At 69.9% G+C, this 11391-nt stretch carries 12 protein-coding genes, 1 rRNA gene, 1 pseudogene and 1 riboswitch; of the genes and pseudogenes, 8 read left to right on the forward strand and 6 right to left on the reverse strand.

Annotated features, from left to right (window positions below; all coding sequences use genetic code 11):
- Window positions 1-26 precede the first annotated feature (26 nt).
- The 4 genes from queD to MKP15_RS15850 all read left to right on the forward strand — a co-directional run bounded on the left by queD (window position 27) and on the right by MKP15_RS15850 (window position 1866).
- Entirely contained in the window at window positions 27-383 is a 357-nt protein-coding gene (gene queD, locus MKP15_RS15835) for a 6-carboxytetrahydropterin synthase QueD (RefSeq protein WP_240213375.1), read from the forward strand.
- Window positions 384-474: 91 nt separating this feature from the next.
- Window positions 475-843 (forward strand): phasin family protein, encoded by a 369-nt coding sequence (locus MKP15_RS15840; RefSeq protein WP_240213376.1) that lies wholly within the window; start codon window positions 475-477, stop codon window positions 841-843.
- 169 nt (window positions 844-1012) lie between these two features.
- Window positions 1013-1495: a GAF domain-containing protein gene (locus MKP15_RS15845; protein ID WP_240213377.1), complete on the forward strand. Its 483-nt coding sequence runs from the start codon at window positions 1013-1015 to the stop codon at window positions 1493-1495.
- Window positions 1492-1866: a TfoX/Sxy family protein gene (locus MKP15_RS15850; protein WP_240213378.1), complete on the forward strand. Its 375-nt coding sequence runs from the start codon at window positions 1492-1494 to the stop codon at window positions 1864-1866. Before MKP15_RS15845 ends, MKP15_RS15850 begins: the two co-directional genes overlap by 4 nt.
- 17 nt (window positions 1867-1883) lie before the next feature.
- Here the strand turns inward: MKP15_RS15850 and cobS are convergent, their stop codons facing one another.
- From cobS to cobT, 3 genes are read right to left on the reverse strand one after another with little or no spacing between them, the layout of a single operon-like run.
- Window positions 1884-2627 carry an adenosylcobinamide-GDP ribazoletransferase gene (gene cobS / locus MKP15_RS15855; RefSeq protein ID WP_240213379.1) on the reverse strand — a complete coding sequence of 248 codons (744 nt, stop codon included), beginning with the start codon at window positions 2625-2627 and terminating at the stop codon, window positions 1884-1886.
- Window positions 2624-3208, reverse strand: a complete 585-nt coding sequence (locus MKP15_RS15860; protein ID WP_104937959.1) for a histidine phosphatase family protein — start codon at window positions 3206-3208, stop codon at window positions 2624-2626. The genes cobS and MKP15_RS15860 overlap by 4 nt, the downstream gene beginning before the upstream one ends.
- Entirely contained in the window at window positions 3205-4275 is a 1071-nt protein-coding gene (gene cobT, locus MKP15_RS15865) for a nicotinate-nucleotide--dimethylbenzimidazole phosphoribosyltransferase (RefSeq protein ID WP_240213380.1), read from the reverse strand. The genes MKP15_RS15860 and cobT overlap by 4 nt, the downstream gene beginning before the upstream one ends.
- 133 nt (window positions 4276-4408) lie before the next feature.
- Window positions 4409-4651, forward strand: a riboswitch (cobalamin riboswitch).
- Between the two features lie 112 nt (window positions 4652-4763).
- Between cobT and btuB the strand changes: the two genes are divergently transcribed.
- Window positions 4764-6620, forward strand: coding sequence for a TonB-dependent vitamin B12 receptor (gene btuB, locus MKP15_RS15870; RefSeq protein WP_240213381.1), 1857 nt, complete (start codon window positions 4764-4766; stop codon window positions 6618-6620).
- Between the two features lie 161 nt (window positions 6621-6781).
- Here btuB and gph read toward each other — a convergent pair whose 3' ends face one another.
- Together gph and dinB are read right to left on the reverse strand one after the other, a co-directional pair.
- Window positions 6782-7429 (reverse strand): phosphoglycolate phosphatase, encoded by a 648-nt coding sequence (gene gph, locus MKP15_RS15875; RefSeq protein WP_240213382.1) that lies wholly within the window; start codon window positions 7427-7429, stop codon window positions 6782-6784.
- Window positions 7430-7481: 52 nt separating this feature from the next.
- The gene (dinB, locus tag MKP15_RS15880) at window positions 7482-8558 is read right to left on the reverse strand and encodes a DNA polymerase IV (protein ID WP_240213383.1); all 1077 of its coding nucleotides are present in this window, start codon (window positions 8556-8558) and stop codon (window positions 7482-7484) included.
- A 199-nt stretch (window positions 8559-8757) separates the two neighbouring features.
- Here dinB and fabA point away from each other — a divergent pair, with 199 nt between their 5' ends.
- From fabA to MKP15_RS15895, 3 genes and pseudogenes are all read left to right on the forward strand, one after another.
- Complete coding sequence (gene fabA, locus MKP15_RS15885; protein WP_055772609.1) at window positions 8758-9273, forward strand: 3-hydroxyacyl-[acyl-carrier-protein] dehydratase FabA; 516 nt, start codon at window positions 8758-8760, stop codon at window positions 9271-9273.
- Complete coding sequence (fabB, locus tag MKP15_RS15890; RefSeq protein WP_240213384.1) at window positions 9273-10481, forward strand: beta-ketoacyl-ACP synthase I; 1209 nt, start codon at window positions 9273-9275, stop codon at window positions 10479-10481. Before fabA ends, fabB begins: the two co-directional genes overlap by 1 nt.
- Window positions 10482-10813: 332 nt before the next feature.
- Window positions 10814-11158 (forward strand): annotated as a pseudogene (locus MKP15_RS15895) (methylglyoxal synthase); the annotation flags it as partial.
- A gap of 115 nt (window positions 11159-11273) precedes the next feature.
- On the opposite strand, the gene rrf reads toward MKP15_RS15895, so the two are convergent.
- Window positions 11274-11388 (reverse strand): 5S ribosomal RNA (gene rrf, locus MKP15_RS15900).
- Window positions 11389-11391: the final 3 nt, after the last annotated feature.

The following is an 11391-nucleotide window of genomic DNA, read 5'->3' on the forward strand; positions in this document are numbered from 1 at the left end:
CGCCCGCGGCCCCTACAAGCCCCCCCATGGACATCTTCAAAGATTTCACCCTCGAGGCCGCCCACCGGCTGCCCAACGTCCCCGCCGGCCACAAATGCGCGCGCCTGCACGGGCACTCGTTCCGGGTGCGCCTGGAAGTGAGCGGCGAGCCCGGCGCCGAGACCGGCTGGGTAATGGACTTCGGCAACATCAAGGCCGCCTTCCAGCCACTCTACGAACAGCTCGACCATCACTATCTCAACGACATCCCCGGGCTGGAGAACCCCACCAGCGAGCGCCTGGCGATGTGGATCTGGGACCGGCTGCGCCCCGCCCTGCCGCAGCTCAGCGCGGTGACCGTGCACGAGACCTGCACCTCCGGCTGCCGCTACCGCGGCGTCTGAGCTGAACGATTCCCCGGCGGCGGCAGGCGCCGGACTTCCACGCCGCCACCGCGAACGTTATGCTGCGTCGCAACAAACGACGGAGCACGGCATGTCCGCCCGGTTCGACGAAGGTTTCGGCGCTTACACCCGGCAATTCACCGCGCTGGCGCATCGCGCCAACCGGCTGGCACTGGAGACTGCGGAGAGCGCATTCGGGGTGCAGCTGCGCACCTTCGAGCGCAATGCCAGCGCGACCGCCGGTTTCCTCGACGAACTGGCCCGCCCCACCCCGCAGGCCGACCTGCCAGCGCTGCTGCCCAAGGGCCTGCAGGTGGCCCGGGAGAACCTGCAGCGGCTGGCCTCGGCCGGGCAGGAGATCGCCGGACTCGGGCTGCAGAGCGGACAGGCGCTGGCCGAACTGGCACGGCAGCCCTTCCAGGATGGCACCGGCGAGCGCCAGCGCGCCAGGAACGGCTGACTTCCCCTCAACAGCGCGCGGATCCCCCTCCCCCGCGCCCTGTCCGGACCCGGCAACGCGCTCTCTCCCGTTGCCGGGTCTTTCTTTTTCAGCACCCCGTGCACACAACCGGGGCGATGCCGGCGGCGGTGCCGCGCGGACATCGGGCGCAGCGGTTAGACTTCGCCCCATGTTCAGTTCCACCACGCTCACCGGCAGCAAGCCGGAACAGTACGCCCAGCTGCTGGCCCAGGCCCGCGCGCTGGTCCACGGCGAAACCGACCGCACCGCCAATGCCGCCAACCTGTCGGCACTGGTGTACCACGCGTTGCCGCAGCTCAATTGGGTGGGTTTCTATTTCTTCGACGGCATCGAACTGGTAGTCGGCCCGTTCCAGGGCCTGCCGGCCTGCGTGCGCATCCCGCTGCACAAGGGCGTGTGCGGTGCGGCGGCCAGCACCCGCCAGACCCAGCGCGTGGACGACGTGGATGCGTTCCCGGGCCACATCGCCTGTGACTCGGCCTCACGCTCGGAACTGGTGGTGCCGCTGGTCCACGACGGTGCGCTGGTCGGCGTGTTCGACCTGGACAGCCCGGTCACCTCGCGCTTCGACGCCGACGACCAGGCGGGGCTGGAGGCCATCGCCCGGGTGTTCGTCGAGGCGCTGGCGTGAGCGCGCTGAAGCTGCGCAACATCGGCCCGAAGAGCGCGGCGTGGCTGCGCCAGGTCGGGTTGCGCAGCGCCGAGGACCTGGCCGCGGTGGGCGCCGTCGGCGCCTTCGTCAAGGTCCGCCGCGCCGGCTTCAAACCCAGCCTCAACCTGCTGTACTCGCTGGAAGGCGCGCTGGTCGGCTGCCATTGGCAGGAAGTGCCCGATGCCCGCCGCCAGCAACTGGTCTCCGAGTACGAAGCCGCGGCCGGTGGCCTGCCGGCCACGCGTGCCGGGCAGATGGCCGGTCCGGTCCACGAAACCCACATGCAGCCGCACGCGGCCGCTGACGACGGCGACGACGAGGTCGGCGAGATCCGCTTCAGCGAGGACTGATGCCCGCAGCCGGGCCGCTACGGCAGTACCAGTTCGACCCCGCCCAGCAGCACCAGCGCCAGCAGCAGCAGGCTTTCGGTGACCTCGACGCTGGCGCCCAGGCAGTCGCCGGAAATACCGCCCAGCCGGCGCCGCCACCAGGCCGCGACCAGCGCCACCAGCGGCAGCGCCAGCAGCAGCGGCCAGGCCACCAAGGCGGTGACCACGGCCAGCAGCAGCGCCCACGCCCACATCGAGCGCAGGCTCAGCTGCCATGAAAAGCGTTCGGCCATGCCCGCAGCGTGCAGCGACGGCAACAACCGGCTCCACCACAGCGTGCCCCAGCGCGCCCACGCCGGCACCAGCACAATGCCGTACCAGAGCGGACTGGCGGACAGTTCGGACAGCAGCACGAACTTGAGCAGCAGCTGCATCACCAGGGTGACCACGCCGAACACGCCCAGGTGCGGATCCTTGAGCACTTCGAGGAAACGCTGCGGGTCGCGGTGCGCGGCACCGAAGGCATCGGCGACGTCGCCCAGTCCATCCAGGTGCAGCGCGCCGGTCACCCACACCCACGCCAGCAGGGTAAGCACGCCGGCGAGCCACGGCCGGTCGCCGAGCAGGTACAGCGGCGCGGCCAGCAGCGCGCCGATGATTCCCCCGACCAGCGGGTAATACACCGCCGCACGGCTGAGGTCGTCGTCGCGGAAGTCCTTCACCTGCGGCGTCGGCAGCCGGGTCAGGAACTGGATGGCCAGGATCAGGCGGCGCACGCTCACGGCTGGCACAGCTCCAGCAGCTCACCCCACACCTGCCCGTCCTGCGCGCGCTCCACGCGCAGGCGCACGCGGGTGCCGTAGTCGATGCGCATCGCCCACAGGGCCGCCAGCGGAATGCCGCACACGCGCGACACCGCCAACCGCAGCACCCCGGCGTGGCTGACCACCAGCACCGGCCCGTCGCCCTCGTCCTCGTCCAGCAGCCGCTGCAGCTGGGCATCGATGCGCTGCTGGAACTGTTGCCAGCTCTCGCCGTTGGGCGGCACCACCGCATGCGGCGCGTCGTAAAGACCGGCCAGCAGTTCGGCGGGGATTTCATCGTAATGGCGACCGTCCCAGTCGCCGAAATCGAGTTCGGCCCAGTCCGGGTGGATTTCGCAGAACAGTTCGCGGCCGGCGAGCAGCGCGGTGGCGGTATCCAGCGCACGGCGCCGCGGCGAGGCGATCACCCGGCTCCACTGGCCGTCGGCGTGGCGCTGCAGCAGCGCGTCCACCGCGCCGTCGAGCAGCGGCGGATCGCTGCGGCCGTCCAGGTGTCCCTGGCGTCCGGTGGAGGCATGGCGCATCAGGTCCAGGATCACGGCGCCGCGCTCCGCCCGGCAACCGCGGCTTCGGCGAACGTGACCATGCCGTTGTGCAGCGCGCAGGCCAGGCGCAGCAGCGGCAGCGCCAGCGCCGCGCCGGAACCCTCGCCCAGCCGCAGGTCGAGCTGCAGCAGCGGGTCGGCCTGCAGTTTCTCCAGTACCCGCGCATGACCGCGCTCGGCGGAGCGGTGCGAGAACAGCAGCCACGGCCGCAGCGACGGATTGATGCGCACTGCCGCCAACGCGGCGGCCGAAACGATGAAGCCATCCACCAGCACCGGCACGCCGCGCTGGGCGGCGGCGATCATGGCCGCGGCCAGCGCCGCGATCTCGAGCCCGCCGACGCGGCGCAGGGCTTCGCGGCCCGGGTCGGCGGCGGCGGCGATGGACGCGCCATGCAGGGCCAACGCCTGCGCGGTCACGGCCTGCTTGTGGGCGATCCGCGCCGCATCCAGGCCGGTGCCGGCCCCCACCAGTTCGGCCAGTGGCAACGGCCCCAGCACCGCCGCAAGCGCACTGGCCGAGGTGGTGTTGCCGATACCCATCTCGCCCAGCAGCAGCAGGTCGGCACCCTCTCCGCAGGCGGCGGCCACCGCGCGCTGGCCGGCGGCGAACGCCGCGTCGAGGTCAGCCGGCGCCATGGCCGGGCCGGTACTGAAATCGTCGGTGCCGCGGCGCGGCTTGTCCCAAGTCACGCCACTGACCGGCGCATCGGCCAGGCTGCCGACGTCCCAGACATGCAGCGGCACGCCCAGTTCGCGCGCCAGCACCGCAATGGCGGCGCCACCGGCGGCGAAGTTGCGCAGCATCTGCACCGTCACTTCGGCCGGATACGCCGACACGCCCTGCGCGGCGATGCCATGGTCGCCGGCGAACACCAGCACCGGCACGCGCGTGGCCTGCGGCTGCTCGCGCCCCTGCAGCGCGGCCAGTTCGATGGCGAGGGTTTCCAGGCGCCCCAGCGCCCCCTCGGGTTTGGTCAGTTGCCGCTGGCGGGCGATGGCGTGCTGCCGGTGCGGCTGCGAGGGCGCCGGGCAGGCCCGGGTGAACCATGCGTCTGTCACGTGTGTTCCGATACCGCGTTGCAATCGCGCATTGTAGGGCGCGTGCCGCCGGCGCGATGTGCCGTGGCGGGCGCCACGACGCCGTGGGCCGCCCATCGCGCGGCACGCCGGGCAGCGCCGCGGGCGATGGCATAGAATGCCCGCACTTTCGGGTGACTGGCCGGACTCGCTCCGGCCGGTTGAAACGGGAAGCCGGTGCCGCGCCTGCCAGGGACATCCTGGCCCGCGCCAGTCCGGCGCTGCCCCCGCAACGGTAAGCAGGACAAGGCCAGGCATACCGCCACTGTGCATCCATCGCACGGGAAGGCGCCTGGCCGGAAGCGTCGACGCGCTTCGCCTGCAAGCCCGGAGACCGGCCCGGAAGCCGACTGGTTGCGATGCGGAGGGCATGGCGGCGGCAGTAGCGCCGTGCGCGCACTCCGTCGTATCCCTCTCCTGGCAGCCTCCACCGTCCATCCGCGCGGGAGCGCGCGGATCCAGGAGTTCCCATGAAATTGCCTTACCACACCCTTTCCCTCGCCCTTGCGCTCGCACTGCCGGGCCTTGCCAGTGCCGAACAGGCACCGACCGAGCTCGACGACGTGGTGGTCACCGCCACCCGCACGCCGGTCTCCATCGCCGACAGCGTCGTGCCGGTGCAGGTCATCGACCGCGAGCAGATCGATCGCAGCCAGGCCGCCTCGCTGCTGGACCTGCTGCGCGGCCGCGCCGGCCTGGATTTCGTCAACCAGGGCGGCCCCGGCAAGATCACTTCGCTGTTCATGCGTGGCAGCGCCTCCAGCCAGGTGCTGGTGCTTGTCGACGGCGTGCGCATCGGCGCCGCCTCCAGCGGCATGCCGGCGCTGCAGGACCTGCCCATCGACCAGATCGAGCGCGTGGAGATCGTGCGCGGGCCGCGTTCGAGCCTGTACGGCTCCGAGGCGATCGGCGGCGTCATCCAGATCTTCACCCGCGCTGCCGGCCAGGGCCTGCAGCAGAACCTGGCGCTGACCGCCGGTAGCCACAACCTGCGCCAGGCCAGCGCCGGCTTCAGCAACCGCGGCGAGCGCGGCTGGGTATCGGCGCAGGGCGCCTGGCAGAAGACCGACGGCATCAACGCGTGCAACGGGTCGGCCACGCTGTTCCAGGGCTGCTATGTCGACGAGCCCGACCGCGACGGCTACCGCAACGCCTCGCTCAACGTGCGCGGCGGCTACGCGCTGTCCGAGACCCTGGGCGTGGAAGGCCACATGCTCGATGCCGCCAGCCGCAACCAGTACGACGGCAGCATCTACAGCGGCAACGAGGCCGACAACCAGCAACGGGTATACGGCGGCAAGCTGCGCTGGGCCCCGGGCGATGCATTCCGCCTGTCCGCGCAGATCGGGCGCAACGACGACCAGGCCGACAGCTACTACGTCCAGGCCGGCACGCGCAGCTTCGTGTCCACCTTCGACACACGCCGCGACACCGCCAGCGTGCAGGGCGATTTCCTGTTCGCCGAAGGCCAGCAGCTGAGCGTCGGCGGCGACTGGCAGAAGGACCAGGTGACCAGCACCACCGCCTATTCGATCGACAACCGCGACAACACCGGCGTGTTCGCCGAATACCAGGGCCGCTTCGGCGCGCATTCGCTGCAGGCCAGCCTGCGCAACGACGACAACGAGCAGTTCGGCAACCACACCACCGGCAGCCTCGGCTACGGCCTGGCGCTCGGCCACGGCCTGCGCCTGACCGCCAGCGCCGGCACCGGCTTCAAGGCACCGACCTTCAACGACCTGTACTACCCGTGGTCGAGCAACCCGGCATTGAAGCCGGAGGAATCCACCAGTGTGAACGTCGGCATCGCGCAGTACGGCGAGGGCTGGAACTGGACCTTCAACGCTTACGAAAGCCGCATCGACCAGCTGATCGCGCTGGACAGCACCTACACCCCGTACAACATCGCCAAGGCGCGCATCCGCGGCGCCGAACTGACCGGCTTCGCATCGCTGGCCGGGTTCGACATCAACGCCCAGGCCAGCTTCACCGATCCGCGCGACCACACCCGCGGCGCGACCAGCCATGACAACTGGCTGCCGCGTCGCGCCCGCACCAGCGGCCGGCTCGACGTGGACCGTGGCTTCGGGCCGCTGCGCGTGGGCGTGACCGCCACCGCCACCGGCCATCGTTTCGACAACGCCGCCAATACCCTGCGCCTGGCCGGCTACGGCACCGTGGACCTGCGCGTGGAGTACGCCCTCAACGAGGCATGGAGCCTGCAGGCCCGGGCGGCCAACGTGTTCGATCGCGCGTACGAAACCGTGGCCTGGTACAACCAGCCTGGCCGCGAGTACCAGCTGACGCTGCGCTACCGCTCGCGCTGAAGCCCCAGCACGACCGCTCCATCGACGCCCCGGCCTCCCGCCGGGGCGTCATTGCATGCCGACCGCGGCTCAGCGGCTTCATGGCCGTGGCATGTCCGGGCGTTGCCCCGGGCAGCGACAGACGCAACATCCCCGCGCCGCGCGGAGCGGCCGGTTGCCACTCAGCAGCGTGCCGTCAGTTCCCGCAGGTCGTCGATCACCGCGACCGCACCGGCCGCGTCCAGATCCAGATCGCGCGGGTAGCCGTAGCGCACCAGGGCGATCGGCATGCCCGCGGCGTTGGCCGCCTCCAGGTCGGTGGCCGAGTCGCCGACCATCAGGCACCGTGCCGGCGCGTGGCCCAGCAGCCGTGCCGCATGCAGCACCGGCTCGGGCGCGGGTTTGCGCTGCGGCAGGGTGTCGCCGCCGACGATGTGCGCGAAGTACCCGGCGATGCCCAGATGCTCCAGCAATGGCGGCACCAGGGCCGACGGCTTGTTGGTGCAGATCGCCATCGGCAGCCCACGCGCCTGCAGGAGCTGCAGGGCGTCGGTCACGCCGTCGTACAGCCGCGGGCTGCGCAGCAGGCAGTCATGGTAGTGGCGCATGAACATCGGCATCACCTCGTCCGCCGCATGTCCGCTGCCGGCGTGCGCCAGGGCGATGGCGACCAGGCGGCGCACGCCTTCGCCGATCCAGCAGCGGACGGTCGCCTCGGGCACGCGCGGCAGCGACAGCTCCTCCAGCGAACGGTTGACTGCCTCGGCGATGTCCCCGGCGCTGTCCACCAGCGTGCCGTCCAGATCGAATACCAGCGCTGCGATGCCCACGTACCCACTCCATGACAATGAACCGTCGATTGTACCGGGGCGCGGAAACCCGTCAGTCCACGACAACATCGCGGAACAGGTCGCCCTGCAGCGCCGTATCCTCGCGGTCGCGGAAGCCGGACAGGCCCACGCCCACCAGCCGGTAGCGCGTGTCCGGCGGCAGCTGCACGCGCTGGCACAGCGCCAGCGCGATGTCGCGCAGCTCCTCCTCCGAGGCCGGTGGCGCATCCGGCGTGAAGCTGCGGGTGAGGATCCGGAACTGGGCGGTCTTGAGCTTGAGCACCACGGTATGGCCGATGCGTTCGGTGCGCCCGGTCGCGCGCCACGTCCGCGCCGCCAGCTGGGCGATCAGCTCGTCGAACTCGCCCAGCCGCAGGTCCTCGGCGAACGTATCCTCCGAGGAGATCGACTGCACCGGCTGGTCGGGCTCCACCGGGCGCTCGTCGATGCCGCGTGCGCGCCGGTACAGGCGTTGCCCGAACGTGCCGAACAGCGCTTCGAGCTGCTCCAGCGGCAGCCGGCGCAGGTCGCCGACGGTAGCGATGCCCAGCGCCGCCAGACGCCCTTCCATGACCTTGCCCACGCCCGGTACGCGGTTGACCGGCAGCGGCGTGAGGAACTGCTCCACCCGCGCCGGCGGCACCACGAACTGGCCATCGGGTTTGCGCCAGTCCGAGGCGATCTTGGCCAGGAACTTGTTCGGCGCGATCCCGGCCGAGGCGGTGAGCGAGGTCGCCTCGCGGATCTGCGCGCGGACGGTGCGCGCGATCTCGGTGGCGATGCCGCCACAGGTCGACGACCCGGACACGTCCAGGTAGGCCTCGTCCAGCGACAGCGGCTCGACCAGCGCGGTGTGCTGCAGGAAGATCTCGCGGATCTGCCGCGACACGGCCTTGTAGCGGGCGAAATCCGGCGGTACGAACACCGCGTTCGGGCACAGCCGCTCGGCACGCACCGCCGGCATCGCCGAACGCACGCCAAACCTGCGCGCCTCGTAGGATGCCGCGCACACCACCGAGCGGGCCCCGCGCCAGGCCACCACCACCGGCCTGCCCCGCAACGCCGGATCGTCCCGCTGCTCGACCGACGCATAGAACGCGTCCATGTCGATGTGGATGATCTTGCGCATGGCGAGCAACACGACCGCGGAACGAAGGACCGCCATCATAGCGCCGCGCCCCATACGCACCGGTACGATCTGCGACGAACGTGCCGCCTTTTGCCCGAAACACTACGGATGCGTACGGTTAAAACTGTTGATTGAAAGCCCGCGCATCATGCATGCTCGGGCGTTAACCCACGTTTTCGTGCTCCGGATTACCGCTTCGATGAACCGTCTCAATGCGTTCTCGCGCGAACAGCTGCTGGCCAGTGCCCGCGGCGAGCTGTTCGGGCCCAACAAGGGCCGCCTCCCCAACGACCCGATGCTGATGTTCGACCGCATCACCGATATCCGCGACGACGGGGGTCCACATGGCAAGGGCCTGGTGCGCGCCGAGCTCGATATCCGCCCCGACCTGTGGTTCTTCGGCTGCCACTTCATCGGTGACCCGGTGATGCCGGGCTGCCTGGGCCTGGATGCGATGTGGCAGCTGACCGGCTTCTTCCTGACCTGGCTGGGCGCCGAGGGCCGCGGCCGCGCGCTGGGCTGCGGTGAGGTCAAGTTCACCGGCCAGGTGCTGCCCAGCGCCAAGCTGGTGCAGTACGAAATCGACATCTCGCGCGTGATCAACCGCAAGCTGGTCATGGCCCAGGCCGACGCCCGCATGCTGGTCGACGGGCGCGAGATCTATACCGCCAAGGACCTGCGCGTGGGCCTGTTCACTTCCACCGAGAGCTTCTGATGCGTCGTGTCGTCATCACCGGCATGGGGATCAACTCCTGCCTTGGCAACGATCTGGATACCGTTTCCAGCGCCCTGCGCGAAGGCCGTCCCGGCATCGTTGCCCTGCCCGACCATGCCGAAGCCGGCCTGCGCAGCCAGATCGGCGGCCGCGTCGACATCGACCTGGACGCGCAGATCGACCGCAAGCTCAAGCGTTTCATGAGCGACGCGGCGGCCTACAGCTACATCGCCCTGCGCGACGCCATCGCCGACGCCGGCCTGGACCAGGCCCAGGTCAGCAACGTCCGTACCGGCCTGATCGCCGGCTCCGGCGGCGGCTCCAGCCAGTGGCAGGTGGAAGCCGCCGACCTGCTGCGCAACCGCGGCGTGCGCAAGGTCGGCCCATACATGGTGCCGCGCACGATGTGCTCGACGGTCTCGGCCAACCTGGCCACCGCCTTCAGCATCAAGGGGCTGAGCTACTCGCTCTCCGCTGCCTGCGCCACCTCGGCGCACTGCATCGGCGCGGCCGCCGACCTGATCCGCCACGGCGCCCAGGACATCGTGTTCGCCGGTGGCGGCGAGGACCTGCACTGGTCGATGAGCGTGATGTTCGATGCCATGGGCGCGCTGTCCACCGGCTTCAACGATACCCCGGCGTCGGCATCGCGCCCCTATGACGCCAACCGCGACGGCTTCGTCATCGCCGGCGGCGCCGGCATGCTGGTACTGGAAGACTACGACCACGCCATCGCGCGCGGCGCACACATCCATGCCGAGCTGATCGGCTACGGCGTGACGTCCGACGGCGCCGACATGGTCGCCCCGTCCGGCGAAGGCGCGGTGCGCTGCATGAACATGGCGCTGGCCGGCATCGACCGCCCGATCGATTACCTCAATACCCATGGCACCTCCACCCCGCTGGGCGACATCACCGAGCTGGGCGCGGTGCGCGAGGTCTTCGGCGAGCAGGTGCCGCCGATCTCCTCGACCAAGGCGCTGTCCGGCCATTCGCTGGGCGCGGCCAGCGTGCACGAGGCGATCTTCTGCCTGCTGATGATGCGTGACGGTTTCATGGCCGGCTCAGCAAACATCACCACGCTGGACCCGCGCGCGGAGGGCTTTCCGATCCTGCGTCAGACGCAGGAGGCGGCGCTGGAGACGGTGATGTCCAACAGCTTCGGCTTCGGCGGCACGAACGCAACGCTGGTATTCGGCCGGGTGTGATCTTCGCGTTCCAGCGACAGCGATTGAAGCAACGGCGCCTATGGGCGCCGTTGTCGTATGCGCGGAAGGCCGGTCAACGTGGTTCATCCACGGCAAGTGACGCGCGTTCTCCGAGGCAACCGCCAGCAAAGCTGCTGCCTCGACCCAGCAACGACCAGATCCACCGGCGTGTATCTCTGCCGGCGCATGCCTGCGGACGGTAGCGCTTTCCAAGCCTCTGGGTCGGACGCCAGATCACAGTGACGGGAGCGTCATCTGCGACATCTAAGCGCGGTGACACTGCGCCCTGTACTTTTCGGGCACACCGAAGAGCCTCTCCCCTGTTGGTGCCGGACGTACTGTCGCGGTTCGGGGAGCGCATCGGCACGGGAACGACAGGGCAGCACTTGAACGAGCTGGCCTGGAGCCGGGGCTGGCCGCGCGACCAGGATTGGATCCAGCGCTTCCAGAGCGGCCCATTGGGTGGCGATGCGCAGATCGCCGACCGTGTCCTGGAAGGCCGTTGCCAGCGTGCGATTTTCTTCGAGGACCCGCACGTGGCGCGTCAGCACGAGGCGGACATCCAGTTGCTGGAGCGAGCGGTGACCACGGTGACGGACAAGGCGGAGTGTATCACCGCGCCCAATCTGGCCGCCCGCTGGGCCATTGCGGCGCGGCAGCGCTCGGAGCAACGCTGATCTTCAGGGCGCCGCAGGCAGCAACGGCACCGTGAGCCGGACGCGATGCCGGATGTTTTCCTGCGCGCAAAAGCAAACCCCCGCTGCGTGAGCAGCGGGGGTTTGTGGGTAAAGCCCCTGGCGATGACCTACTCTCGCATGGCTTGAGCCACACTACCATCGGCGCAGCTGCGTTTCACTTCCGAGTTCGGGATGGGATCGGGTGGTTCCACAGCGCTAATTTCACCAGGGAG

This window comes from Stenotrophomonas sp. Y6, assembly GCF_022436665.1.
GTDB lineage: Bacteria > Pseudomonadota > Gammaproteobacteria > Xanthomonadales > Xanthomonadaceae > Stenotrophomonas > Stenotrophomonas acidaminiphila_A.

Excerpts from the sequence above, each read along its gene's own strand:
- dinB (WP_240213383.1), bottom strand. The coding sequence starts at position 8,558 with ATGCGCAAGATCATCCACATCGACATGGACGCGTTCTATGCGTCGGTC.
- btuB (WP_240213381.1), top strand. The coding sequence starts at position 4,764 with ATGAAATTGCCTTACCACACCCTTTCCCTCGCCCTTGCGCTCGCACTG.
- fabB (WP_240213384.1), top strand. The coding sequence starts at position 9,273 with ATGCGTCGTGTCGTCATCACCGGCATGGGGATCAACTCCTGCCTTGGC.
- fabA (WP_055772609.1), top strand. The coding sequence starts at position 8,758 with ATGAACCGTCTCAATGCGTTCTCGCGCGAACAGCTGCTGGCCAGTGCC.
- MKP15_RS15845 (WP_240213377.1), top strand. The coding sequence starts at position 1,013 with ATGTTCAGTTCCACCACGCTCACCGGCAGCAAGCCGGAACAGTACGCC.
- MKP15_RS15840 (WP_240213376.1), top strand. The coding sequence starts at position 475 with ATGTCCGCCCGGTTCGACGAAGGTTTCGGCGCTTACACCCGGCAATTC.
- queD (WP_240213375.1), top strand. The coding sequence starts at position 27 with ATGGACATCTTCAAAGATTTCACCCTCGAGGCCGCCCACCGGCTGCCC.